Annotated in this window: 21 protein-coding genes; 9 read left to right on the plus strand and 12 right to left on the minus strand. The window is 71.0% G+C overall.

Annotated features, from left to right (window positions below):
- Nucleotides 1-22: 22 nt before the first annotated feature.
- From TR50_RS03615 to TR50_RS03640, 6 genes are read right to left on the minus strand one after another with little or no spacing between them, the layout of a single operon-like run.
- A complete protein-coding gene (locus TR50_RS03615) occupies nt 23-1,279 on the minus strand; it encodes a cysteine desulfurase (protein ID WP_042413842.1) in 1,257 nt (418 codons plus the stop codon).
- Nucleotides 1,276-2,040: a Fe-S cluster assembly ATPase SufC gene (gene sufC, locus TR50_RS03620; RefSeq protein WP_042376018.1), complete on the minus strand. Its 765-nt coding sequence runs from the start codon at nt 2,038-2,040 to the stop codon at nt 1,276-1,278. Before sufC ends, TR50_RS03615 begins: the two co-directional genes overlap by 4 nt.
- Nucleotides 2,041-2,044: 4 nt before the next feature.
- Complete coding sequence (locus tag TR50_RS03625; protein ID WP_042413847.1) at nt 2,045-2,371, minus strand: non-heme iron oxygenase ferredoxin subunit; 327 nt, start codon at nt 2,369-2,371, stop codon at nt 2,045-2,047.
- Nucleotides 2,368-3,573: a Fe-S cluster assembly protein SufD gene (gene sufD / locus TR50_RS03630; RefSeq protein ID WP_042413849.1), complete on the minus strand. Its 1,206-nt coding sequence runs from the start codon at nt 3,571-3,573 to the stop codon at nt 2,368-2,370. Before sufD ends, TR50_RS03625 begins: the two co-directional genes overlap by 4 nt.
- 59 nt (nt 3,574-3,632) lie before the next feature.
- Nucleotides 3,633-5,045: a Fe-S cluster assembly protein SufB gene (sufB, locus tag TR50_RS03635; RefSeq protein WP_042413852.1), complete on the minus strand. Its 1,413-nt coding sequence runs from the start codon at nt 5,043-5,045 to the stop codon at nt 3,633-3,635.
- Nucleotides 5,042-5,791: a helix-turn-helix transcriptional regulator gene (locus TR50_RS03640; protein WP_042414537.1), complete on the minus strand. Its 750-nt coding sequence runs from the start codon at nt 5,789-5,791 to the stop codon at nt 5,042-5,044. The genes sufB and TR50_RS03640 overlap by 4 nt, the downstream gene beginning before the upstream one ends.
- A 143-nt stretch (nt 5,792-5,934) precedes the next feature.
- On the opposite strand from TR50_RS03640, the gene TR50_RS03645 reads away from it, so the two are divergent.
- From TR50_RS03645 to TR50_RS03655, 3 genes are all read left to right on the plus strand, one after another.
- A complete protein-coding gene (locus tag TR50_RS03645) occupies nt 5,935-6,864 on the plus strand; it encodes an ABC transporter ATP-binding protein (RefSeq protein ID WP_042413854.1) in 930 nt (309 codons plus the stop codon).
- Nucleotides 6,865-6,905: 41 nt separating this feature from the next.
- A complete protein-coding gene (locus TR50_RS03650; protein ID WP_042414540.1) occupies nt 6,906-7,625 on the plus strand; it encodes an ABC transporter permease in 720 nt (239 codons plus the stop codon).
- Between the two features lie 124 nt (nt 7,626-7,749).
- Nucleotides 7,750-9,486 (plus strand): right-handed parallel beta-helix repeat-containing protein, encoded by a 1,737-nt coding sequence (locus tag TR50_RS03655; protein WP_052440667.1) that lies wholly within the window; start codon nt 7,750-7,752, stop codon nt 9,484-9,486.
- A gap of 251 nt (nt 9,487-9,737) precedes the next feature.
- Here TR50_RS03655 and TR50_RS03665 read toward each other — a convergent pair whose 3' ends face one another.
- Genes TR50_RS03665 through TR50_RS03680 form a run of 4 tightly spaced genes read right to left on the minus strand, consistent with a single transcriptional unit; the run spans nt 9,738 to nt 15,182 of the window.
- Nucleotides 9,738-11,069 carry a UDP-glucose dehydrogenase family protein gene (locus tag TR50_RS03665; protein WP_042413859.1) on the minus strand — a complete coding sequence of 444 codons (1,332 nt, stop codon included), beginning with the start codon at nt 11,067-11,069 and terminating at the stop codon, nt 9,738-9,740.
- Nucleotides 11,070-11,127: 58 nt separating this feature from the next.
- A complete protein-coding gene (gene galE / locus TR50_RS03670; RefSeq protein ID WP_174514799.1) occupies nt 11,128-12,237 on the minus strand; it encodes a UDP-glucose 4-epimerase GalE in 1,110 nt (369 codons plus the stop codon).
- A gap of 40 nt (nt 12,238-12,277) precedes the next feature.
- Nucleotides 12,278-14,128, minus strand: coding sequence for a glycosyltransferase family 2 protein (locus TR50_RS03675; protein WP_042414556.1), 1,851 nt, complete (start codon nt 14,126-14,128; stop codon nt 12,278-12,280).
- A 19-nt stretch (nt 14,129-14,147) separates the two neighbouring features.
- Nucleotides 14,148-15,182, minus strand: coding sequence for a UDP-glucuronic acid decarboxylase family protein (locus TR50_RS03680; RefSeq protein ID WP_063774984.1), 1,035 nt, complete (start codon nt 15,180-15,182; stop codon nt 14,148-14,150).
- Nucleotides 15,183-15,587: 405 nt separating this feature from the next.
- On the opposite strand from TR50_RS03680, the gene TR50_RS03685 reads away from it, so the two are divergent.
- Together TR50_RS03685 and TR50_RS03690 are read left to right on the plus strand one after the other, a co-directional pair.
- The gene (locus tag TR50_RS03685) at nt 15,588-16,919 is read left to right on the plus strand and encodes a thioester domain-containing protein (protein ID WP_042413863.1); all 1,332 of its coding nucleotides are present in this window, start codon (nt 15,588-15,590) and stop codon (nt 16,917-16,919) included.
- 105 nt (nt 16,920-17,024) lie between these two features.
- The gene (locus TR50_RS03690) at nt 17,025-17,996 is read left to right on the plus strand and encodes a COX15/CtaA family protein (RefSeq protein ID WP_042413865.1); all 972 of its coding nucleotides are present in this window, start codon (nt 17,025-17,027) and stop codon (nt 17,994-17,996) included.
- 82 nt (nt 17,997-18,078) lie between these two features.
- Here the strand turns inward: TR50_RS03690 and TR50_RS03695 are convergent, their stop codons facing one another.
- Both TR50_RS03695 and TR50_RS03700 read right to left on the minus strand, forming a co-directional pair.
- Complete coding sequence (locus tag TR50_RS03695) at nt 18,079-18,405, minus strand: hypothetical protein (RefSeq protein ID WP_152648234.1); 327 nt, start codon at nt 18,403-18,405, stop codon at nt 18,079-18,081.
- An 83-nt stretch (nt 18,406-18,488) separates the two neighbouring features.
- Nucleotides 18,489-19,430: a heme o synthase gene (locus TR50_RS03700; RefSeq protein ID WP_042414564.1), complete on the minus strand. Its 942-nt coding sequence runs from the start codon at nt 19,428-19,430 to the stop codon at nt 18,489-18,491.
- Nucleotides 19,431-19,722: 292 nt separating this feature from the next.
- Here TR50_RS03700 and tkt point away from each other — a divergent pair, with 292 nt between their 5' ends.
- From tkt to opcA, 4 genes are all read left to right on the plus strand, one after another.
- Nucleotides 19,723-21,813 carry a transketolase gene (gene tkt, locus TR50_RS03705; protein WP_042413867.1) on the plus strand — a complete coding sequence of 697 codons (2,091 nt, stop codon included), beginning with the start codon at nt 19,723-19,725 and terminating at the stop codon, nt 21,811-21,813.
- Between the two features lie 32 nt (nt 21,814-21,845).
- Nucleotides 21,846-22,964 carry a transaldolase gene (tal, locus tag TR50_RS03710; protein WP_042413869.1) on the plus strand — a complete coding sequence of 373 codons (1,119 nt, stop codon included), beginning with the start codon at nt 21,846-21,848 and terminating at the stop codon, nt 22,962-22,964.
- Between the two features lie 71 nt (nt 22,965-23,035).
- Entirely contained in the window at nt 23,036-24,556 is a 1,521-nt protein-coding gene (gene zwf, locus TR50_RS03715) for a glucose-6-phosphate dehydrogenase (protein ID WP_042414567.1), read from the plus strand.
- Nucleotides 24,553-25,581 carry a glucose-6-phosphate dehydrogenase assembly protein OpcA gene (opcA, locus tag TR50_RS03720; protein WP_042413872.1) on the plus strand — a complete coding sequence of 343 codons (1,029 nt, stop codon included), beginning with the start codon at nt 24,553-24,555 and terminating at the stop codon, nt 25,579-25,581. Before zwf ends, opcA begins: the two co-directional genes overlap by 4 nt.
- The last annotated feature ends 6 nt before the right edge of the window (nt 25,582-25,587 follow it).

Below are 25,587 nucleotides of genomic sequence, written 5' to 3' on the forward strand. Positions count from 1 at the left end.
CCTCATCCGACTGACCAGCCGACTAACCGAAGAAGGCGCGGACGTGGTGCAGCCCGTCGATCAGGGCGTCCACCTCCGCCTCGGTGGAGTACAGATAGAACGACGCTCGCGTGGTCGCCGGAATTCCGTAGCGCAGGCAGACCGGGCGCGCGCAGTGGTGGCCGACACGCACGGCGATGCCCTGCTCGTCCAGCACCTGGCCCACGTCGTGCGGGTGGATGTCGCCCAGGGTGAAGGAGATCGCGGCAGCGCGGTCCTCGGCCGTGGTCGGGCCAATGATCCGCAGGTCCGGGACCTCCTGGAGGCGCTGCAGGGCGTACTCGGTGATCCGGTGCTCGTGCGCCCAGATCGCGTCCATGCCGACGCCGTTCAGGTACTCGATGGCCGCGCCCAGCCCGACCGCCTGCGCGATCGGCGGGGTGCCCGCCTCGAACTTGTGCGGCGCGGGGGCGTAGGTCGAGGACTGCATGGAGACGGTCTCGATCATCTCGCCGCCGCCCAGGAACGGCGGGAGGTCCTCCAGCAGCTCCTGGCGACCCCACAGCACGCCGATGCCGGTCGGGGCCAGCATCTTGTGGCCGGTGAAGGCGACGAAGTCGGCCTCCAGCGCCTGCACGTCCAGCACCATGTGCGGGGCGGCCTGCGAGGCGTCGATCACGACCAGCGCGCCCACGTCCTGGGCGCGGCGGACGATCGCCTCGACCGGGTTGACGGTGCCCAGGATGTTGGAGACCAGCACGAACGAGACGACCTTGGTCTTCTCGGTGATGATCTCGTCGATGTGGGACAGGTCGAGGCGGCCGTCGTCGGTCAGACCGAACCACTTCAGCTTCGCGCCGGTGCGCTGCGCCAGCAGCTGCCACGGCACGATGTTGGAGTGGTGCTCCATCTCCGTGATGACGATCTCGGAGTCGGCGTCGACCTTGTACGGCTCCTCGGCCCAGCCGAGCATGTTGGCGACCAGGTTCAGCGACTCGGACGCGTTCTTGGTGAACACGACCTCGTCGCGGCTCGGCGCGTTGATGAAGGACGCGACGGCGTCACGCGCGCCCTCGTACAGCGCCGTGGCCTCCTCGGCGAGCGTGTGCACGCCGCGGTGGACGTTGGCGTTGTGCAGCTCGTAGTAGGCCGTCAGCGCGTCGAGGACCTGCCTGGGCTTCTGCGAGGTGGCCGCGTTGTCCAGGTAGACCAGAGGCTTGCCGTTCGGCAGGATCCGCGACAGGACGGGGAAGTCCTTGCGGATCGCGTCCACGTCCAGCGTTCGAGAGGTGGGGATCACTCGGCTGCACCGCCCTTCACGTACTGCTCGTAGCCGTTCTCCTCCAGCTGGTCGGCCAGCTCGGGGCCACCGGAGGCGACGATCTTGCCGCCGGCGAAGACGTGGACGAAGTCCGGCTTGATGTAGCGCAGGATGCGCGTGTAGTGGGTGATCAGCAGGGTGCCGACCTCGCCGGTCTCGCGGACGCGGTTCACGCCCTCGGAGACGATGCGCAGCGCGTCGACGTCGAGGCCGGAGTCGGTCTCGTCGAGGATCGCGATCTTCGGCTTGAGGAGCTCCATCTGCAGGATCTCGTGGCGCTTCTTCTCACCGCCGGAGAAGCCCTCGTTGACGTTGCGCTCGGCGAACGCCGGGTCCATCTGGAGGTCGGCCATGGCCTCCTTGACCTCCTTGACCCAGGTGCGGAGCTTGGGGGCCTCGCCGCGGATCGCGGTGGCGGAGGTGCGCAGGAAGTTGGAGACCGAGACGCCGGGGACCTCGACCGGGTACTGCATGGCCAGGAAGACGCCGGCGCGGGCGCGCTCGTCCACGGACATGGCCAGCACGTCCTCGCCGTCCAGCAGCACCTCGCCGGAGGTGATGGTGTACTTCGGGTGGCCGGCCAGCGAGTAGGCCAGGGTCGACTTGCCGGAGCCGTTCGGGCCCATGATCGCGTGGGTCTCGCCCTGCTTCACGACCAGGTCGACGCCCTTGAGGATCTCGCGCGGGCCGTTCTCGGCGTCGACGGAGACGTGCAGGTCGCGGATTTCAAGCGTTGCCATGGACTCAGGACTCCTGGGTGACGGAGACGAGCACATCGTCCCCTTCGATCTTTACGGGGTACACGGGGACGGGCCGGGTCGCGGGGAGGCCCGAGGGCTTGCCGGTGCGCAGGTCGAAGCGCGAGCCGTGGAGCCAGCACTCGATCATGCAGTCCTCCACCTCGCCCTCGGACAGCGACACGTTGGCGTGCGAGCAGATGTCGTTGACGGCGAAGACCTCGCCCTCGGCGGCGACGATCGAGACGGGGACGCCGTCGATCTCGACCCGCTTCGGGGTGTCCTCCTCCAGCTCGCTCAGCGCGGCGACGCGCACGAAGCCGTTGCTGCTCATCCGACCGTGGCCTCCAGCTCGGCGTCGATCTTCTCGATCAGGCGCTCCTGGAGCTCCGGCAGGCCGATCTGCTGGACCAGCTCGGCGAAGAAGCCGCGGACCACCAAGCGGCGCGCCTCGTCGGCCGGGATGCCGCGCGACTGCAGGTAGAACAGCTGCTCGTCGTCGAAGCGGCCGGTCGCGGAGGCGTGGCCGGCGCCGACGATCTCGCCGGTCTCGATCTCCAGGTTCGGGATCGAGTCGACCCGCGCGCCGTCGGTGAGCAGCAGGTTGCGGTTGAGCTCGTAGGTGTCCGTGCCCTCGGCCTCGGCGCGGATCAGCACGTCGCCGACCCACACCGCGTGCGCGTCCTGGCCCTGCAGCGCGCCCTTGTAGGCGACGTTGGAGCGGCAGTGCGGCGTGTCGTGGTCGACGAAGAGGCGGTGCTCCAGGTGCTGGCCGGCGTCGGCGAAGTACAGGCCGTAGAGCTCGGCCTCGCCGCCGGTGCCGTTGTAGACCACGCGCGGGTGCAGGCGCACCAAGTCGCCGCCGAAGGTGACGACGACGGACTTGAAGGTCGCGTCGCGGCCGACCAGCGCGGTGTGCTGGGCGACGTGGACGGCGGTGTCCTCCCAGTCCTGGACGGAGACGACGGTCAGCTTGGCGCCGTCGCCGATCAGGTACTCGACGTTGGCGGCGAGCACGGCGTCGCCGGTGTGCTCGATCACGACCACGGCCTCGGCGAACGCGCCGACCTCGATCACCTGGTGGCCGTAGGCGACGCCGCCCTGGCCGTGGATGGTGATCCGGACCGGCTCGGTGAGCTGCGCGTCCTTCGGGATGGAGACCAGGCCGGCCTTGCCGAAGCTGGAGAACGCCTGCGCCGCGACGCGGTCCACCGGCTTGCCGGCGGCGCCCACCCGGGCGTCGTCGCGCTCGACCGCGGTGACGAGGACGCCCTCGGGGGCGGTCACGTCGACCTTGATCGCGCCGGAGGTCGCCTCCGCGGTGCCGTCGTGCAGGCCGCCCAGGCGGTGCAGCGGCGTGAAGCGCCAGTTCTCCTCACGGCCGCCGGGGACCGGGAAGTCGGCGACGTCGTACGAGGCGACGGCCTCGTTGCGGGCGTCGCCCGGCTGGGAGGTGGAGAACTCGCCGGGCACACCGGCGACCTGGATCGAGCCGGAGGTGGTGGACCCTCCGGGGGTGGTGGTGACGTCAGCCATGGCTGTCGTGCTACTCGCTTTCTGGAAAGGACTAAGGGCAGATCGGAGACGTCAGGCCGTTACCCGACAGCCCCCTCCATCTGCAGCTCGATCAGCCGGTTGAGCTCCAGCGCGTACTCCATCGGCAGCTCCTTGGCGATCGGCTCCACGAAGCCGCGGACGATCATCGCCATCGCCTCGAACTCCGTCAGGCCGCGGCTCATCAGGTAGAAGAGCTGGTCCTCGGAGACCTTGGAGACCGTCGCCTCGTGACCCATGGAGACGTCGTCCTCGCGGACGTCGACGTACGGGTAGGTGTCGGAGCGGGAGATCGTGTCCACCAGCAGGGCGTCGCAGAGCACGTTGGACTTGGCGCCCTTGGAGCCCTCGCCGATCTCGATCAGGCCGCGGTAGGAGGTGCGGCCGCCGCCTCGCGCCACCGACTTGGAGACGATGTTGGAGGAGGTGTTGGGCGCCATGTGCACCATCTTGGCGCCGGCGTCCTGGTGCTGGCCCTCGCCCGCGAACGCGATGGAGAGCGTCTCGCCCTTGGCGTGCTCGCCCATCAGGTACACGGCCGGGTACTTCATGGTGACCTTGGAACCGATGTTGCCGTCGATCCACTCCATGGTCGCGCCCTCGTACGCCACTGCGCGCTTGGTGACCAGGTTGTAGACGTTGTTCGACCAGTTCTGGATCGTCGTGTAGCGGCAGCGGCCGCCCTTCTTGACGATGATCTCGACGACGGCGCTGTGCAGCGAGTCCGAGGAGTAGATCGGGGCGGTGCAGCCCTCGACGTAGTGGACGTAGGCGTCCTCGTCGACGATGATCAGCGTCCGCTCGAACTGGCCCATGTTCTCGGTGTTGATCCGGAAGTAGGCCTGCAGCGGGATCTCGACGTGCACGCCCTTCGGCACGTAGATGAACGATCCGCCGGACCACACGGCCGTGTTCAGCGAGGCGAACTTGTTGTCGCCGACCGGGATGACCGTGCCGAAGTACTCCTGGAACAGCTCCGGGTGCTCCTTCAGCGCGGTGTCGGTGTCCATGAAGATGACACCCTGCGCCTCGAGCTCCTGGTTGATCTGGTGGTAGACCACCTCGGACTCGTACTGGGCTGCGACACCGGCGACCAGGCGCTGCTTCTCCGCCTCCGGGATGCCCAGCTTGTCGTAGGTGTTCTTGATGTCCTCGGGCAGGTCCTCCCAGGACTCCGCCTGCTTCTCCGTGGAGCGCACGAAGTACTTGATGTTGTCGAAGTCGATGCCGGTGAGGTCGGAGCCCCAGGTCGGCATGGGCTTCTTGTCGAAGAGCTTCAGGCCCTTGAGGCGGAGCTTCAGCATCCACTCGGGCTCGTTCTTCTTCTCCGAGATGTCCCGGACGACGTCCTCGTTCAGACCGCGCTTGGCAGCGGCGCCAGCCGCGTCGGAGTCGGCCCAGCCGAACTCGTACTTGCCCAGGCCATCGAGCTCCGGGTGAGCGGTGGTGGTCATGCGGGGTTCCTCCCGGGAGCGGCGGTTGCGTCGTTCGTCGTAGTGGTCTCGGTATGCGGTGGCGGGGCCGCCCTGGGGACGAAGGTCGTACAGACCCCGTCGCCGTGGGCGATCGTCGCCAGGCGTTGCACGTGGGTGCCCAGCAGCTGCGAGAACAGCTCCGTCTCGGCCTCGCAGAACTGCGGGAACTGCTCGGCGATGTGCGCGACCGGGCAGTGGTGCTGGCAGAGCTGCTCCCCGAGCGGCGCGCTGCGCACCGTGGCAGCGTAACCGTCCTCGGTGAGCGCGCCTGCCAGGGCCTGGGCCTTGGCCTCGGCGTCCCCGCAGTCCCCGAGGGTGCTGCGGTAGCGCTCGGCGTCGCGGGCGAGCCGCGCGCGGGCGAAGGCGGCGAGGGCCTCCTTGCCCTTCTCGCCGCCGCCGGCCGCCTCCGCGAGGAAGCCGAGGGCGTCGGCGGCGAGCTGGTCGTAGGCCTGGTAGAAGGTGCTGCGGCCGGAGTCGGTCAGCAGGAACACCCGCGCGGGGCGTCCGCGACCGCGGTGGCCGTACACCTTCTGCTCGCGCGACGTGACGAGGCCGGCCGCGGTCAGCGCGTCGAGGTGCCTGCGGACGGCGGCCTGGGTGAGGCCGAGGCGCTCCGCGAGGTCGGCGGCGCTGGAGGGGCCGTGGTCGAGGATGGACCGGGCCACACGTTCGCGCGACGACGTGACGCGGGCGGTCGCATCGACCGCCTCGTGCCCCTCAGCCATCTCGCGCACGTTTTTCACAACACCATTGTTGCGTAATTCCTTCAGGACAGACAAGCGGCGCTGGTCGGCGCGGAAAGTGCACTCCGTCACTAAGGGTTACCTAATCTGCCGGACGCGGCCCGGCGGTTCGTAGACTCGTCCCCATGCCTGACCACGCCCCCGCCGTCGAGATCCGGGGTCTCACCAAGCGCTACGGCGCCAAGACCGCCGTCGACGGGCTGGACCTCACCGTCGCCCGTGGCAGCCTCACCGCCGTCCTCGGGCCGAACGGCGCGGGGAAGACCACCACCATCGAGACCTGCGAGGGCTACCGCCGCCCCGACGCGGGCACCGTCCGCGTGCTCGGTCTCGACCCGGTGGCCCAGGCGTCGCAGCTGAGGCCTCGGATCGGCGTGATGCTCCAGTCGGGTGGCGTCTACCCCGGCGCGCGGGCGATGGAGATGCTGCGGCACACCGCCACGCTGCACGCGGACCCCCTCGACGTCGACGAACTCGCCGAGCGCCTCGGCCTCGGCTCCTGCGGGCGGACCGTCTATCGGCGGCTCTCCGGCGGCCAGCAGCAGCGGCTCGCGCTGGCGATGGCCGTCGTCGGACGCCCGGAGCTGGTCTTCCTGGACGAGCCGACCGCCGGGCTCGACCCGCAGGCCAGACGCGCGACCTGGGATCTGGTCCGCGACCTGCGCCGCGACGGCGTCAGCATCGTGCTCACCACGCACCACATGGACGAGGCCGAGCAGCTCGCCGACGACGTCGCGATCGTCGACGGCGGCAAGGTCATCGCGCAGGGCAGCCCGGAGCAGCTCTGCCGCGGCGGAGCCGCGAACACCCTGCGCTTCCAGGGCCGCTCGGGCCTGGACCTCGGCGCGCTGCTGAAGGCCCTGCCGGACGGCTCCTCCGCCGCCGAGCTCACCCCCGGCAGCTACCTGATCGAGGGCCCGGTGGACCCGCAGCTGCTCGCCACGGTGACCAGCTGGTGCGCCCAGGCCGGCGTGCTCCCGGAGAACCTCTCGGTCGAGCGCCGCACCCTCGAAGACGTCTTCCTCGAACTCACCGGACGGGACCTGCGCGCGTGACGACCTACACCCCCGCCCCGGGCGCGGCCCCGCTGGGCCGCATGCTGCGCGCGCAGACCGCGCTGGAGACCAAGCTGCTGCTGCGCAACGGCGAGCAGCTGCTGCTCACCGTCGTGATCCCGAGCGTGCTGCTGGTGCTGTTCAGCGCCGTGGACATCGTCACCACCACCGGCCCCGGCAAGCGCGTCGACTTCCTCGCGCCGGGCCTGCTGGCGCTGGCCGTGATGTCCACCGCCTTCACCGGCCAGGCCATCGCGACCGGCTTCGAGCGCCGCTACGGCGTCCTCAAGCGCCTCGGCGCCAGCCCGCTGCCGCGCTGGGCGCTGATGACGGCGAAGACCGGCAGCGTGCTGGTCACCGAGGTGCTCCAGGTCGTCCTGCTGACGGCCATCGCCTTCGCCCTGGGCTGGAGCCCGCAGGGCAACCCTCTCGCGGTCCTGCTGCTGCTGGTCGCCGGCACCGCGGCCTTCTCCGGCCTCGGCCTGCTCATGGCGGGCACCCTGAAGGCGGAGGCGACCCTCGCCGCCGCGAACCTGGTCTTCATCCTGCTGCTCCTCGCGGGCGGCGTGATCGTCCCGCTGTCGAAGTTCCCCTCCGCCGTCCGCCCGGTCCTGGAGGCGCTGCCCATCAGCGCCCTCTCGGACGGCCTGCGCGCCGTCCTCCAGCAGGGCGCGGCGATGCCCTGGGGGGACCTCGGCATCCTGGCCGTCTGGGCCGTCGTCGGACTGGCTGCGGCGGCGCGCTTCTTCCGCTGGGAGTAGGACGGCCCTCACGGCAAAAGCCGTGCTCACGTCATATGGACCGGCGTTCGGACCCGCGTTGACGGCCGCTGCGGTGACCTGAAAAACTGCCCGCGCCCGGAGCACGTTCAGGAGGGTGGCACCGGTGACCGAGTCCTCTCACCCGGAGCGCGGTGGCACCCAGGACGGTCCGAGACCGTCGGGTCGGCACGCCTGGTTCCAACCCTTTCGCGGCAATCCCCGCCGTCGCACGCTGGTGCTGCTGGTCGGCACGGGACTGGCCGTCCTCGGCGTGAACCTCGCCATCGAGAACCACGGCGACGCCAGCGCCGCGTCCACCGGGCCGCAGGAGCCGACGTACTACGTCAGCGCGACCGGCAGCGACGACGCTGCGGGCACCTCTCCCGCGACCGCCTGGCGCACGCTGTCCCGCGTCGACCAGCACGACTTCAAACCCGGCGAGCGACTGCTGCTGCACGGCGGGGACCGGTTCACCGGCCATCTGACGCTCAAGGCCGGGGAGGCCGGCCAGGCCGCCAAGCCCGTCGAGGTCGGCTCGTACGGGAGCGGCCGCGCCACCGTCGTGGGGACGGACACCCCTGCCGTGTCGGTCTTCGACACCGCCGGCGTGGAGATCCACGACCTGGTGCTGACCGGCCCCGGGGTCGGCACGAGCCTGGCGGCCGGCATCGACGTCTTCTCCGACCTGACCACCGGTCAGCGGCTGGCCCATGTCGCCGTCGCGCGCGTCGACGTCTCCGGTTTCCGCGACGGGATCGCCGTCAGCGCCGGGACCGACGCGGTCGGCTTCCGCGACGTCGAGGTGAGCGACAGCACCCTGCACGCCAACCGTGACAACGGACTGGTCAGCTACGGCGCCCCGCTGGATCCCGCCGCGCCGCGGTACGCGGTGCAGGACCTGCGGATCACCGGCGTCCAGGCGTACGCGAACCTCGGCGACCCGCACAACAAAACCAGCAACTCCGGCAGCGGCATCGCCGTCGGCAGCGCCGACGGCGCGACCGTCCAGGGCTGCGTCGCCTACGGCAACGGCACCCACGGCGTGGCCGCGAACGGCCCGGTGGGCATCTGGGCCTACGACGCGACGCACGTCGTGATGCAGCACAACGTCGCGCACGACAACCACACCGGTGGCAGCGCCGACGGCGGCGGCTTCGACCTGGACCGCAACACCACCGACTCCGTCGTCCAGGCCAACCTCTCCTTCGACAACGACGGCCCCGGCTACATGGACTTCTCGGCGGTGAAAACCCAGCCGTCACTGCGCAACACGATCCGCTACAACGTGAGCAAGGACGACTCCCGCAAGTTCGCCGGCTACGGCTCCGTCGACCTGTCCGGCTGGCTGAGCGGGATCGACGTCCACCACAACACCGTGGTCCAGACGAAGGCCGGCTCCAGGGCCCCGCTGCTCAAGTTCGGCCTGCACATCACGCAGTCCACCGTCCGGGACAACCTGCTCTCACCGCGCGGCGGCGAGGTCGCCGACTCGCACCAGGCGTACACCACGTCGGAACTGGTGCTCCAGGGCAACGAGTACGACACCCCGGCCGCGTCCTGGAAGGTCACCTGGGGCGCGCAGACCTACGCCTCGCTGACGGCCTGGCGCGCCGCGAACGGCCAGGAACTCGCCCAGGGCAAGCCCTCCGCGACGATCGCCCCGGCCAAGCTGCTGTGGACCCGCGCGGCGTCCTGGGACCCGACCCGCACCCTGGCCCCCGAGCTCCCCGCCGGCTCCGCCCTCGGCACGGCCGGCCTGGACCTGAAGGCCCTCTTCGAGCAGGACCCGGGCCCGTCCGACTACTTCGGCACCCCGATCACCGAGGCCACCGCGGTCGGCGCGGCCCAGCCCACGAGCTGACGCCCTGACGGGCGGACCACCTGCCGAGGCCCCGGCCCCCGCCACGAGGCGACGAGGGGCTGGGGCGACGGGGGCCGCGGCGCGGCGAAGCCGCAATCCGGGGCCCTCGGATTCGGCGGAGCGTCTCCCACAGGGCCGTCTCCCCCACCGGCCGACTCCGGCCCGGCGCGAATCGCCGCCTGGCGGACGCGACACGGCCCGGCGTCCCGCCGGGAGGCGGGGGCCGGGCCGAGGTCGGTGCTGAGGCGGGGTCAGCCGACCGGGGACGGGGCGGGCTTGCCGAGGAGGCGGAGGGTCCAGCCGGCCGCGGCCCAGCGGGAGGCGTCCAGGGCGTTGCGGCCGTCCAGCAGACGCGGGGCGCGTACCCAGGTCGCGACCTCGGCCGGGTCCAGCTCGCGGTACTGACGCCACGGCGTCAGGTGCAGCAGCAGGTCGGCGCCCGCGCACGCGTCCTCGACCGAGTCGACGCACTCCAGCTCGGGGTGCGCGGACTTGGCGTTGGCCAGACCCTCGGGGTCGTGCACGCGCACCTCCGCGCCCTCGGCCGCGATCATCCGGGCGACGTGCAGGGACGGCGAGTCACGGATGTCGTCGCTGTCCGGCTTGAAGGTGACGCCGAGGACGGTGACCTGCCGACCGGCGAACCCGCCGCCCAGCAGCTCGCGGGCGGCGTCGACGGTACGCGTGCGCTGCCGCAGGTTGATCGTGTCGACATGGCCCAGGAAGTCCAGCGCCGAGCCGACGCCGAGCTCCTGCGCCCGCGCGTGGAAGGCGCGGATGTCCTTGGGCAGGCAGCCGCCGCCGAAGCCGAGCCCGGCGTCCAGGAAGCGGCGGCCGATGCGGGCGTCGTGGCCGATGGCGTCCGCCAGCGTGGTGACGTCGGCGCCGGTGGCGTCGCAGATCTCCGCCATCGCGTTGATGAAGGAGATCTTCGTGGCCAGGAAGGAGTTGGCGGCCGTCTTGACCAGCTCGGCGGTGGCCAGGTCGGTGCTGATCCACGGCGTGCCGAGCGCCAGGACCGGGGCGTACACCTCGCGCAGCACCGCCTCGGCGTGCTCGCCGGTGACGCCGACCACGAGCCGGTCCGGCCGCAGGGTGTCCTCCACGGCGAAGCCCTCGCGCAGGAACTCCGGGTTCCAGGCCAGTTCGGCCTCGGCTCCGACCGGAGCGAGCTCGGCGAGCTTCGCCGCGAGGGCCGCGGCCGTGCCGACGGGGACGGTGGACTTGCCGACGACCAGGCAGGGCCGGTGCAGGTGCGGCGCGAGCGACTCGACCGCGGCGTGCAGGTAGCGCAGGTCGGCGGCGTTCGAGCCCGGCTGCTGCGGGGTGCCGACGCAGAGGAAGTGCACCTCGCCGAAGGCGGCGGCCTCGGCCGGGTCCGTGGTGAAGGCCAGGCGGCCGGAGGCCAGCCCCTCGGCGAGCAGCTCCGGCAGGCCGGGCTCGAAGAACGGCGCCCGCCCGGACGACAGGGCGTCGATCTTCGCGGCGTCCAGGTCGAGGCCCAGCACCTCGTGACCGGCCTGGGCCATGCAGACCGCGTGCACCGCGCCCAGGTAGCCGGTCCCGATGACGGTGATCCGCATGGTTGTTCTCCTCAGCCGGTGGTTCAGGCGGATGGTTCGCAGAGAGGCGGGCGCGGTGCTAGGCGCCGTAGCCCATGGGGTTCGCCTGCTGGAAGCGCCAGGCGTCGGCGCACATGTCGTCGAGGGTGCGCGTGGTCCGCCAGCCCCATGCGGCGGCGACCGCGCCGGGGTCGGCGACCAGGCGGGTGACGTCGCCCTCGCGGCGTCCGACGATCTCGTGCGGGATCGGCTGTCCGCAGGCGCGGCCGACGGCCGCGACCAGCTCCAGCACCGACGTGCCCACGCCGGTGCCGAGGTTCAGCACCCGCAGGCCGGCGCCGGCCGCTCCGGCCGGGCCGGACGCGCCGGACGTGCCGGACGTGCCGGACGTGCCGTCCCCGTCGGGCCGGACGCCCAACTGCTCCAGCGCCACCCGGTGACCGTCGGCGACGTCCACGACGTGGATGTAGTCGCGCACCGCGGTGCCGTCCTCGGTCGGGTAGTCGCCGCCGAAGACGCTCAGGAGCTCCCGGCGTCCGACCGCCACCTGCATGGCGAAGGGCATGACGTTGTTGGGGACGCCGCGCGGGTCCTCCCCGAGCAGGCCGGACGGGTGGGCCCCGACGGGGTTGAAGTAGCGCAGCGCCAGCGCGGAGAGCTCAGGCCAGGCCCGGCAGGTGTCGGCGAGGACCTGCTCGCACATCCACTTCGAGCGGGCGTACGGGTTGGTGGGGCGCGCCGGCTCGTTCTCGTCCAGCGGCACCGGACGGGCGTCGCCGTAGATGGAGCAGGACGAGGAGAAGACCAGGCGCTCCACGCCGTGCTCCCGCATCACCCGTAGCAGCGAGACGGTCGCGCCGACGTTGACCTCGTAGTAGTCGAGCGGGATCTGCACCGACTCGCCGACCGCCTTCTTCGCGGCGAAGTGCACCACCGCGTCGATCCGGTGCGCCGTGAAGACCTCGGCGAGGGCCCGGGCGTCGCGCATGTCGAGGATGTGCACCGCGTCCAGGGACCGGCCGGCGGTCTTCTCGATCCGCAGCAGCGCCTCGGGCGAGCTGTTGGAGTGGTCGTCCACGACGACGACCCGGTAGCCGTGCTGCAGCAGCTCCACGCAGGTGTGGCTGCCGATGAAACCGGCCCCGCCGGTGACCAGCACCGTGGGGGCGGACTCGGAACGCGTTGACATCTCTGGTCTGGCCTCTCGGAGTTCTGGCCGGTGGGATCGACTAGGGCAGGTGCACGTTCAGCACGGCCGCGATGTGGGGCACGTAGTGCGCCACCGCGAAGCCGAGCGGAACCAGGGTGGCGAGGCCCAGGGCGAGCGGCAGCCGCGCGGTGCGCAGCGCCTTGCTCCACCGCGCCCCGGCGGCCCGCGCCGCCTCGCGGATGTGCAGCAGCGGCACCAGGACGCTGACCGCGCTGTAGGAGGTCGCGGCGAAGATGCACAGCAGCACGTAGCCGAGGACGTGGCCGCGGTACTCGCCGTAGAGGGCCACCGACGAGAGGAACAGCGTGAAGGCCAGGTAGGGGGTGAGCAGTTTGGCGGGCAGCTCGGGCATGCCGTCGAACCCCTTGGGGGTGACCTTGAAGGTGATCTGCTTCGGGCGGATCACGCTCATCGCCCCCGCCACCACGCCGCGCACCACGTACGGCCAACCGGTCAGCGTGAACAGCCAGTTCTCCCAGCTGAGCACGGGCGCCGAGGCCGGCCGCAGCAGGCCGCGCCGCCTAAGCAGCCGGACCAGCAGCAGCAGCCAGACCGAGACCGAGGCCATGTGCAGCACGAAGGACAGGTAGTCGATGTGCACCCACTGGATGCCCAGCAGCACCGCGACCGGCGCCAGCAGCAGCCCGGACGTCAGCACCGTGGCGTTGAGCGGGTAGTAGACCAGCGAGAAGCCGAACCGCACCTTCAGCGCGCCGCGCATCCGCGGCAGATGCCGCGGCAGCAGGCCGAACAGCACGGTGGTGAGGCTGCGCGACCACTGGAACTCCTGGGTCAGCGCGTCCGCGAGGGTCAGCGGACCGTCGCCGTGCGCCTCCGCGTCGATGGCGAAGGCGCCCTGCCAGCCCGCCGAGTTGAGCAGGAAGGTGGTGGAGAAGTCCTCGGCGAGCTCGGGACCGATGCCGCCGATCTCGCGCAGCGCCTGGGTCCGCACCGCGTAGTGGGAGCCGATGCACATCGGCGCGAGACCGCCGTTGTGGCCGAGCTGCACCGGACCGTGCCAGACGGCCTCGCGGTAGAGGCGGCCGCGCGCGGCCCAGGAGACGTCCGCGTTCGCGTCGCACATGCTGGGCGCCGCGACGTAGCCGACGGCGGGGTCGGCGAACGGGCGCACCATCGCGGCGAGGTAGCCGGGCTCGGGCACGTGGTCGCAGTCGAGCTGGGCGACCACGTCGTAGTACTCGTAGCCGTAGCCGTCGTAGAAGTAGGCGAGGTTGCCCTCCTTGCAGCGGGTGCGCCGCGGCCAGGTGGCACGGTGGTACGCCTCGACGCCCTTGCGGGTGGAGATGCCCACGTAGTGGTCCCGGCACCACTGGACGACCTCGTCGGTGGGGTCCTCGTCGGCCAGCCAGACGTGGTAGGCGTGCGGGTAGTCCTGCGCCAGCATGCACTCGAGCGTGCGGCGCGCGGTCTCCCAGGGCTCCGACGGCGCCTTGGTCACCACGAACGCCACCCGCAGCTCCGGCACCGGCGACTTCGGGTCCGGCTTGCGCAGCCAGGCCACCGACAGCAGGAAGTAGAGCGGGATCGCGGTGACGTAGAGCAGCACGGCGCTGTTCAGCACCATGCCGGTCCAGCTGCTGCGGTTCTGCGGCTGGAGCCACCACTGCCAGAAGAAGACGAAGCAGACCATCCAGCCGACGGACATCAGCGCGATCTGGATCCGGTCGCCGCGCCGCAGCGCGGGCGTCATCAGGCCGGCGTCCAGGGCCCGGAGCTCCAGCTTGTCGCCGAAGGTGGGGCCGCTGGGCCGGATGTCGCTGACGTTGCCGCCGGACAGCTCGCGGATCTCCAGGGCCAGCGGGTCGGACGCGGACCGGCGGCTCTCGTCCTGTCGCGAAGGCGACGACATCACCACGGACGGCCCCGGCTCAGCCGGCCAGCAGGGCGGCGTGCTGGTCGTGCCCGCCGGGCTGGGCGTCGTGCGGCGCGCCCAGCTGACCGCCGCGCAGGTCGGCGGCGGCGGCCGCGACCTCCTCGGGGCGGGAAGCGAACCAGGCGGCGGTGCGCCGCAGTCCGTCCTCGATCTCGATCTGCGGGGACCAGCCGAGGCGGGTGCGGGCCAGGGCGATGTCGGGGCGGCGGCGCGTCGGGTCGTCCTGCGGCAGGTCGTGATGCTCGGTCACCACCGGGCATCCGGCGATCTCGCCGACCAGCGTGGCCAGCTCGGCCACCGTGCGCTCCTGCGGGTTGCCGCAGTTGATGGGACCGGCCTCGCCGCTCTCCATCATCGCGAGCAGGGCGGTGACCAGGTCGTCGACGTAGCAGAAGCTGCGGGTCTGGCTGCCGTCGCCGTAGATGGTCAGCGGCTCGCCGCTGAGCGCCTGCACCAGGAAGCTGGAGACGACGCGGCCGTCGTCGGCGCGCATGCGCGGACCGTAGGTGTTGAAGATGCGGACGATGCCGGTGTCCACGCCGAGGGCGCGCCGGTAGGCGAAGGTGACCGCCTCGGCGTAGCGCTTCGCCTCGTCGTAGACGCTGCGCGGGCCGACGGGGTTGACGTTGCCCCAGTAGTCCTCGCACTGCGGGTGGATCGCCGGGTCGCCGTAGACCTCGCTGGTGGAGGCGAGCACGAAGCGCGCGCCGTGGCGGTGGGCCAGGCGCAGGGCGTTCTCGGTGCCGCGGCTGCCGACGGCGAGGGTCTCCAGGGGCCGGCGCAGGTAGTCCGGCGGGGAGGCGGGGCTGGCCAGGTGCATCACCGCGTCCACCGAGCCCTCGACGTCGAGCCGTTCGGTGATGTCCTGGTGCAGGAACTCGAAGCGGTCCGAGCCGAGCAGGTCGGCGATGTTGTCGTGACGGCCGGAGGAGAGGTCGTCCACGCAGACCACCTGGTCCCCGCGCGCGATCAGTCGCTCGCACAGATGCGAGCCGATGAATCCTGCCCCGCCGGTGACCAGTACGCGCATGACCGCGCCTCCCCTTGTCGTGCTCAGGTGCAACGGCAGCCTCACACGCACCACCGCGAGCTTGGAACGTAAGGAAGATGTGAACGAAGTGTCAACGTTCTGCGGTCGCAATCGTCGTGGGATATCCCTTTTGTCCGGAACGATTGAGTCCATTTGTTATCTTCACGCCGGCGGACAACCCGTCAGATCGGGCGTCTTCGGCACGCATGTAACAGTCCCTCAGAAAAGCTGCCGAACCGCTCGCACGACTACTCAGGAGTCACTACGATCCCGCCATCACCGAGAGCGCTGTGACGGCCCAGCCGCATCCCGCCGGATTTGACATGTCCAAGAACGCTTCCTGGGCATGGCGTGGACCGAGCGGTCGGCGCCTCGGTCCGCGCAAGGGGAGAGGTACGTAACAGGATGTTGGGATTCTCGGCCCGTGGAGGGGCGGTCCGCGTCGCAGCGGGCCTGCTGACCGCGGGGGTCTTCGCGCTCGGTTCGTCGCCGGCGGTCGCGGGCACGGCGCACGCCGACCAGGACGGCGGCGCCACCGCGGTGCTCGGCGGCTTCCTGCACGCCGGCAAGGTCGACGTGGACGGCGGCGTCGCCTACGGCGGCACGGTCGCCCTCCAGGACGGCGGCCGGCAGCTCGCCGTCTACTGCATCGACCTGCACCACGACACGCAGGACGGGGTCCAGTACCGGGAGACCGGCTGGGCGCAGTCGACGCTCTCGCAGAACCCGGACCGCGGCAAGATCCAGTGGATCCTGCAGCACTCCTACCCGGTGCTCTCCCCCTCGGTGCTGGGCGGCGACATCGGCGTGCCGGGCCTGACGGACGACCAGGCCGCCGCCGGGACCCAGGCCGCGATCTGGCACTACTCCGACCACGTCGACGCGCAGCCGGAGAACCACGACGCCGCCGAGCTGACCGCCTGGCTGGAGCAGCACGCCCAGGACACCGCCGAGCCGGCCCCCTCGCTGGCCCTCTCCCCCGCCTCCGTCGCCGGCCGCAGCGGGATGCTCGGCCCGGTGACCGTCACCACCAGCGGCTCCTCCGTCGACGTCGCGCTCAGCGGCCCGGCCGGCGTGAAGCTGGTCGACGGCGCAGGCAAGCCCGTCACCGGCGCGGTCAACGGCGAGAAGCTCTACGTCGACGTGCCCAAGGGCGCCGCGGCCGGCTCCGCCGAGCTGGACGCGTCGACCACCACCGCCCTGCCGGTCGGCCGCGCCTTCAAGGCCGTCGACGGCTCCAGCCAGACGATGATCCTCGCGGGCACCGCGCCGGTCTCGGTCACGGCGTCGGCGCAGGCGCAGTGGGCCCCGCAGGGATCCGTCCCGGCCGCGAGCGCGGAGGAGAACTGCGGGCAGGGCGGCGTCGACGTCACCCTGACCAACGGCGGCGACCAGCCCTGGACCGCGAAGGTCGGCGCCACCTCGGTGACCGTCGCGCCGGGTGCGACCAGGACCGTGCTGGTCAAGGAGAAGGAGGGCCAGAAGTACACGATCACCGTGACCGGCCCGAACTTCAGCAGGACCTTCACCGGCGCGCTGACCTGCCGGCCCACCGGCGGCAGCCACCTGCCGTCGCCCGCGCCCACCCCGTCCTCCTCGCCCTCGCACCCGCCGCTGGCCGAGACCGGCGCCAGCAGCGCGACCCCGGTGATCGCGGGCGTCGGCGCGGGCTGCGTCCTGCTCGGCGGCGCGGCGGTCCTGGTGGTGCGCAAGCGCCGCGGTCGCCACACGGCCTGACGGCCCGGCGGGGCGCCCCGCGCGTGACGCGTCCCACGACGGCCTGACATCGGCTTTCGTGGGACGCGTCACCCCGGGCAAAGTTCTCGAAAAGCGACACCTACGATGGACGTCGTGCGTACCCCCTTCTCCTACCTCGCCGAGCGGGTGACCGTGCCGGACCAGTGGGTCCGCCGCGCGGCGCTGGCCACGCTGGTGTGCAGCGTGCTGATCATCGTGACGGGCGGCGCGGTCCGCCTCACGGGCTCGGGCCTCGGCTGCCCGACATGGCCGACCTGCACCTCGACGACGCTCGCGCCGACGTCCGCCATGGGCGTCCACGGTGTCATCGAGTTCAGCAACCGCATGCTGACCGACGTCATCTGCATCGTGGTCGGCCTCGCGATCCTGGCCTCGCGGTGCGCCAAGCCGTGGCGCAGGGAGGTCACGCGCCTCGGGTGGTTCCAGTTCTGGATCATCGTCGGCGACGCGGTCGTCGGCGGGATCACGGTCCTGACGCACCTGAACCCCTACGTGGTCTCCTGCCACTTCCTGCTGTCGATGCTGCAGATCCTCGCCTCGCTGGCGATGTGGCAGCGCACCCGGGAGGGCGACGGCGAGCCGGTACGCACGGTCGGCCGCCCGATCATCCACCTGTCCCGCGTCACCGTCGCCGTGACGGCGCTGCTGATCGCCGCCGGCACCCTGGTCACCGGCTCCGGCCCGCACCCGGGCGACAGCAGCGACGTCAAGCGGATGCCGTTCAACTGGGACAAGATCACCCAGTTCCACGCCGACTTCGCCATGATCTCCGTCGGCCTGGCCGTCGCCCTCATCTTCGTGCTGATGGCGGTGGACGCCCCGGCCGCTCCGCGCCGCCTGGCCAAGGGCTTCCTCGTCGTGCTGCTGGCGCAGGGCGTGCTCGGCTTCGTCCAGTACTTCACCCACGTGCCGGAGCTGCTGGTGGGCATCCACATGCTCGGCGCGGCGCTGTGCTGGGTCGCCGTGCTGCGGCTGCACCTCTCGCTGCGCGTGCGGCCCCACGTCGGCTCGCTGGACCGGCCCGCCGACATCGAGGCGCTGGTGGCGACCGCCTGACAGCCGGATACGACCGGATACGACCGGATACGCGAGAGCCCCCCGACCGCTGGCCGGGGGGCTCTCGCGTGTCCGGGGACTCTCAGATCTGGATGCCGGCCATGCGGCGCCACTCGTACTCGCCGGTCTTGACCTTCAGGCCCAGCTCGCCCTCGAAGCTGTCGTGCTTGGTGACGCCCGCGAGCTCCACCGCGCGCTCCGCCACGGCCATGGACGGGGCGACCTGGTCGCCCCACTGACCGTCCGCGCCGACGAGCGCGATCCGGGTCGCGATCTTGCCGACGTACTCGACGACGCCGTCCGCGCTGCCACCGTGCGCGGCGGCGAAGGCCTTGACGTTCTTGGCGATGCGCTGCGCGCGCTTCTCGTCCCTGGGAGACAGGACGGCGGTGGTCTCTTCGGTGGTCATAGACAGCAGATTACTCAGCGGTATGCCGACACACGACTGGGCCCCGATGTGCGTTATTGCACATCGGGGCCCAGGGGGAAGAACTACTTCAGGAACGGGTCGATCGCGATCTCGACGAACAGCAGCGTCAGATAGGTGATCGACCAGTGGAACAGCCGCATCTCCTTGAGCTTCGCGCCCACGATCCCGGCCTTCGCGCGGGACAGCAGCCCGTGCGCCTCCTTCAGCCACAGCGCGCCGAGCACCACCGCGGTGACCGGGTAGACCACGCTGGTGTGGCCCAGCGGCCACAGCGCCAGCGAGACCGCGACCATGACCCAGCTGTAGGCGACGATCTGCTTGGCCACGGCCTCGTTCGTGGCGAGGACGGGCAGCATAGGCACGCCGGCGTTCGCGTAGTCGTCCTTGACCTTCATCGACAGCGGCCAGTAGTGCGGCGGCGTCCAGAAGAAGATGACCAGGAAGAGCACGACCGGCGGCCAGGACAGCGAGTTCGTGACGGCGGACCAGCCGATGAAGACCGGCATGCAGCCGGCGATCCCGCCCCAGACGATGTTCTGCGCCGTCCGGCGCTTGAGGCCCATCGTGTAGACGACGACATAGAAAAGGAGCGCCGCCAGCGAGAGCGCCGCGCTCAGCGGGTTGACCAGGGCCCAGAACCACAGCGTCGAGCCGATCGCCAGCGCGATGCCGAAGACCAGCGCCTCACGGGGGGAGACCATGCCGGTCACCAGCGGGCGGCGCTCGGTGCGCGTCATCAGCGCGTCGATGTCGCGGTCGATGTACATGTTGAGGGCGTTGGCGCCACCGGCGGACAGGTAGCCGCCGACGACGACCTCCAGCACCAGCAGCAGGTCCGGGACACCGCGCTGGGCCAGGAACATCACCGGAACGGTGGTGATCAGCAGCAGCTCGATGATCCGCGGCTTGGTCAGTGCGATGAAGGCCCCGAGGCGGGCCGTCAGCGGCCGATGCCCGGGGGTCCCCTCGACCAGACCGGCCGGACGGGATTCGACGGCGGTCACGAACACCCCTGGTTGATGAAGCTCAGCAGTACCACGCCACCTTAGACGCTCCATATCTCCGCTATTGCGGCGGGGGGCCGTGTCGGGACAAACGCCGTGTTCAGCAGGGTGAACGCGGAGCGAACAGCGCTCGCGGCCCGTAACCGGTCTGCCTCGTTCAGCGGGAACGCACGCATCCATCAGCGGTAGGCTCGCGTCTGTAAAGAGGGTCAACGCACTGTGACAAGTAACCGCCGCCGTCGTCGGTCTTGGCGCGAGTCGGAAGACGTTACGGAAGGAGCCCTGATTCAGGGTGAGCACGACGCCGAGTAACACCTTCGAATGGACCGAACTCGACCAGCGCGCGGTGGACACCGTGCGCGTTCTGGCGGCGGACGCGGTCCAGAAGGTCGGAAACGGTCACCCCGGCACGGCGATGAGCCTGGCCCCCGCCGCGTACCTGATCTACCAGCGCTTTCTGCGCCACGACCCGGCGGACGCGCAGTGGGTCGGCCGTGACCGCTTCGTGCTGTCCCCCGGCCACACCTCGCTCACGCTGTACATCCAGCTCTACCTGTCCGGCTACGGCCTGACCCTTGCGGACCTGGAGTCCTTCCGTACCTGGGGCTCGCTGACGCCGGGTCACCCCGAGCACGGCCACACCGTCGGCGTCGAGACCACCACCGGCCCGCTGGGCCAGGGCGTCGGCAACGCGGTCGGCATGGCCATGGCCAGCCGCTACGAGCGCGGCCTGTTCGACCCGGAGGCGCCCGAGGGCGCCTCCCCGTTCGACCAGACCATCTGGGCGATCGTCTCCGACGGCGACCTGGAGGAGGGCATCGCCTCCGAGGCCTCCTCGCTGGCCGGCCACCAGAAGCTCGGCAACCTCGTCTTCCTCTACGACGACAACCACATCTCCATCGAGGGCGACACCGAGACGGCCTTCTCCGAGGACGTCCTCCAGCGCTACGAGGCGTACGGCTGGCACATCCAGCGCATCGAGCCCGCCGAGAGCGGCGACATCGACGTGCACGCGCTCAACACCGCGCTGACCGCCGCCCGGAACGAGACCGGCAAGCCGTCCATCATCGCGATGCGCACGATCATCGCCTGGCCGGCCCCGACCAAGCAGAACACCGAGGCCGCCCACGGCTCCGCGCTCGGCGCGGACGAGGTGGCCGCCACCAAGCGCGTCCTCGGCTTCGACCCGGAGCAGTCCTTCGTCGTCGAGCCGGAGGTGCTCGCGCACGCCCGCAAGGTCGGCGATCGCGGCGCCGAGACCCACGCCGAGTGGGAGAAGCAGCTGGCCGACTGGCGCACCGCCAACCCGGAGCGCGCCGCCCTGTTCGACCGCATCCAGGCCGGCGCGCTGCCGGAGGGCTGGGAGCAGTCCGTCCCCGGCTTCGAGGTCGGCTCCTCCGTGGCCACCCGCGCCGCCTCCGGCAAGGTGCTCCAGGGCCTCGGCAAGGTGCTGCCCGAGCTGTGGGGCGGCTCGGCCGACCTGGCCGGCTCGAACAACACCACCATCGACGCCTCCTCGTCCTTCCTCCCGGTCGGCAACCCGCTGCCGGAGGCGAGCCCGTACGGCCGCACGATCCACTTCGGCATCCGCGAGCACGCCATGGGCTCGGCGATGAACGGCATCGCGCTGCACGGCGGCACCCGCGTCTACGGCGGCACGTTCCTGACCTTCTCGGACTACATGCGCGGTGCGGTCCGCCTGGCCGCGCTGATGAAGCTGCCGGTCACCTACGTGTGGACGCACGACTCCATCGGCCTGGGCGAGGACGGCCCGACCCACCAGCCGGTCGAGCACATGGCCGCGCTGCGTGCGATCCCGGGCCTGAACATGGTCCGTCCGGCCGACGCCAACGAGACCGCGGTGGCGTGGGAGGAGATCACGCGCCGCCACACCGCGAACCCGGCCCCGCACGGCCTGGCGCTGACCCGTCAGGGCGTCCCCACCTACGTCCGCAACGAGGACGCGGCCAAGGGCGGCTACGTCCACAGCGAGGCCGTGGACGCCGACGGGAACGCGGCAAGCCCGCAGGTGATCCTCATCGGCACCGGCTCGGAGCTCCAGCTGGCCGTCGCGGCCCGCGAGACGCTCCAGGCCGAGGGCATCCCGACCCGCGTGGTCTCCATGCCGTGCGTCGAGTGGTTCGACGAGCAGACCAAGGAGTACCGCGACAGCGTGCTGCCGTCGTCGGTCAAGGCGCGCGTGGCGGTCGAGGCCGGCATCGCGCTCACCTGGTACCGCTTCGTCGGCGACGCCGGCCGCATCGTCTCCCTGGAGCACTTCGGCGCCAGCGCCGACGCCAAGGTGCTCTTCCACGAGTTCGGCTTCACCCCCGAGCACGTGGTCGCCGCAGCGAAGGAATCCATCGCCGCAGCCGGTCGCTGAACCGTACGTATCGCAGAGGAAAGAGCTTCAAAATGACTGACTCCCTGGCGCGCCTCAGCGACGAAGGCGTGGCGATCTGGCTGGACGACCTGTCCCGCAAGCGGCTCACCTCCGGCAACCTGGCCGAGCTGGTCCGCGACAAGCACGTGGTGGGCGTGACCACCAACCCGTCGATCTTCCAGAAGGCGATCGGCTCCGGCGACGGCTACGAGGCCCAGCTGGCCGACCTGGCCGTGCGCGGTGTCACCGTCGACGAGGCCGTGCGGATGATGACCTCCGCCGACGTCCGCGACGCGGCCGACGTGCTGCGCCCGGTCTACGACGCGAGCAACGGCCGCGACGGCCGGGTCTCCATCGAGGTGGACCCGCGTCTGGCGCACGAGACCGCGCCGACGATCGCCGAGGCCAAGCAGCTGTGGTGGCTGGTCGACCGTCCGAACACCTTCATCAAGATCCCGGCCACCGAGGCGGGCCTGCCGGCCATCAGCGCGGTGCTGGGCGAGGGCATCAGCGTCAACGTGACGCTGATCTTCTCGCTGGAGCGCTACAAGGCCGTCATGGACGCCTTCCTGACCGGTCTGGAGCAGGCCAAGGCGAACGGCCACAGCCTGTCCACGATCGAGTCGGTCGCCTCCTTCTTCGTCTCCCGCGTGGACACGGAGATCGACAAGCGCCTGACGAAGATCGGCACCGAGGAGGCGCTGGCGCTCAAGGGCAAGTCCGCCATCGCCAACGCCCGCCTCGCCTACCAGGCGTACGAAGAGGTGTTCAGCAGCGACCGCTGGAAGGCGCTGGCCGCCGCGGGCGCCAAGCCGCAGCGTCCGCTGTGGGCCTCCACCGGCGTCAAGGACCCGAACTACGACGACACCATGTACGTCGTGGACCTGGTCGCCCCGGGCACGGTCAACACCATGCCGGAGGCCACCCTCGACGCCGTCGCCGACCACGGCGTGGTCCGCGGCGACACCGTGACCCCCAACTACGCCGACGCCAAGGCGGTCCTGGACCAGGTGGCCGCGCTCGGCATCTCCTACGACGACGTCGTCCAGGTGCTCGAGGACGAGGGCGTCGAGAAGTTCGAGATCTCCTGGAAGGAGCTGCTGGAGACGGTGCAGCAGTCCCTGGACGCGAAGGGTGGCGCGACGAAGTGACCGACCCCGCAGCGGTGTCCGACGACCCCGTCCTGGACGACGTGGCGCCGGAGAACTTCGGCGAGACCAATGTGTGGATCAACCCGCTGCGTGACCCGGCGGACCGACGGCTCCCGCGTATCGCGGGGCCGTCGGGCCTGGTCATCTTCGGGGTCACCGGCGACCTGTCGCGCAAGAAGCTGATGCCGGCGATCTACGACCTGGCCAACCGCGGCCTGCTGCCGCCGGGCTTCTCGCTCGTCGGCTTCGCCCGCCGCGACTGGGAGGACGAGGACTTCGCCCAGGTCGTGCACGACTCCGTCAAGGAGCACTCGCGCACGCCCTTCCGCGAGGAGGTCTGGCAGCAGCTCGCCAAGGGCATGCGCTTCGTCCAGGGCGAGTTCGTGGACGACGCCGCCTTCGACAAGCTGCGCGCGACGATCGAGGAGCTGGACAAGGAGCAGGGCACGGGCGGCAACTTCGCCTTCTACCTCTCCGTCCCGCCGAAGTTCTTCCCGCAGGTGGTGCAGCAGCTGAAGGCCCACGGCCTGGCGGACCCTCCGAAGGGCTCCTGGCGCCGCGCCGTCATCGAGAAGCCGTTCGGTCACGACCTCGCCTCCGCGCAGGAGCTCAACAAGGTCGTGCACGAGGTCTTCCCGCGTGACGAGGTCTTCCGGATCGACCACTACCTCGGCAAGGAGACGGTCCAGAACATCCTGGCGCTGCGCTTCGCCAACGCGATGTTCGAGCCGATCTGGAACCGCGGCTACGTCGACCACGTGCAGATCACCATGGCCGAGGACATCGGCATCGGCGGTCGCGCCGGGTACTACGACGGCATCGGCGCCGCCCGTGACGTCATCCAGAACCACCTGCTCCAGCTGATGGCGCTGACCGCGATGGAGGAGCCCGCCTCCTTCCACCCCAAGGCGCTGGTGGCGGAGAAGCTCAAGGTGCTGACCTCGGTCAAGATCCCCGACGACCTGGGCAAGCACACCGTGCGGGCGCAGTACGCGCACGGCTGGCAGGGCGGCGAGGAGGTGCCGGGCTACCTCGAGGAGGAGGGGATCAACCCCAAGTCCAAGACCGACACCTTCGCCGCCATCAAGCTGGAGATCAACAACCGCCGCTGGGCGGGTGTGCCGTTCTACCTGCGCACCGGCAAGCGGCTGGGCCGCCGCGTCACCGAGATCGCGGTGGTCTTCCAGCGGGCCCCCTACCTGCCCTTCGACGCCGCGGCGACGGAGGAGCTGGGCCAGAACGCGCTGGTCATCCGCGTCCAGCCGGACGAGGGAGTGACGGTGCGCTTCGGCTCGAAGGTTCCGGGCACCTCCATGGAGGTGCGGGACGTGACGATGGACTTCGCCTACGGCGAGTCCTTCACCGAGTCCAGCCCGGAGGCCTACGAGCGCCTGATCCTGGACGTGCTGCTCGGGGACGCGAACCTGTTCCCGCGCCACCAGGAGGTCGAGGAGTCCTGGCGGATCCTGGACCCGATCGAGAAGTACTGGGACGCCCACGGCAAGCCCGCACAGTACGAGGCCGGCACCTGGGGCCCGGCCGAGGCGGACGAGATGCTCGCACGAGACGGCAGGAGCTGGCGCCGGCCATGAAGATCGATCTCACGGACACCACCTCCAGCAAGATCAACGCGGCGTTGATCGACGCCCGCCGGGCCATCGGCACGGCGACCGTCGGCATGGTGCTCACCCTCGTCATCGTCACCGACGAGGGCAGCGCCTACGACGCGCTCAAGGCCGCCTCCGACGCCTCGCGCGAGCACCCCTCGCGCATCCTGGCCGTCATCCGCCGTCCGGGGCGCTCGCCCCGGGCGCGGTCCCAGGCACGCCTGGACGCCGAGGTCCGGGTCGGCTCCGACTCGGGCACCGGCGAGACGGTCGTGCTGCGGCTCCACGGCGAGCTGGCCACGCAGGCGCAGTCGGTCGTGCTGCCGCTGCTGCTGCCGGACGCCCCGGTCGTCGTCTGGTGGCCGGAGAACGCGCCGGTCAACCCGTCGAAGGACCCGCTGGGCACACTGGCCCAGCGCCGGATCACCGACGCCGTCGCGGCGGAGAGCCCGGTCGAGCAGCTGGCCACCCGGGCCGCCTCCTACGCGCCCGGCGACACCGACCTGGCCTGGACCCGGATCACCCCGTGGCGTTCGATGCTCGCCGCGGCCCTGGACCAGAAGCACGTCCGGGTCGACTCGGCGACGGTCGAGGGCGAGTCCGACAACCCCTCCACCGAGCTGCTGGCCCTGTGGCTGGCGGAGCGGCTGAAGATCAAGGTCGAGCGCAAGGTCAGCGAGGGCCCCGGCATCACGGCCGTGCGGATGCACACCGTGGACGGCGACGTCTGCCTGGACCGTCCCGACGGCCTGCTGGCCAAGCTGTCCATGCCCGGCCAGCCGGACCGGATGGTCGCGCTCAAGCGGCGCGAGACCTCGGAGCTCATCGCCGAGGAGCTGCGCCGTCTGGACCCGGACCTGATCTACGCGTCGGCGGTGCGGTACGGCGTGGAGAACCTGCACTCCTCCTCGTCCACCCGCGAGGTCGTCGACGCCCCGGAGGCGGCCGCCGCTCCTGTCGCGTCCAAGACGGCGAAGAAGACCGCTTCGCCCTCGCGGACGCAGAAGTGACGCCGC

The sequence above is a fragment of the Streptacidiphilus anmyonensis genome, assembly GCF_000787855.1.
Taxonomy (GTDB): domain Bacteria; phylum Actinomycetota; class Actinomycetes; order Streptomycetales; family Streptomycetaceae; genus Streptacidiphilus; species Streptacidiphilus anmyonensis.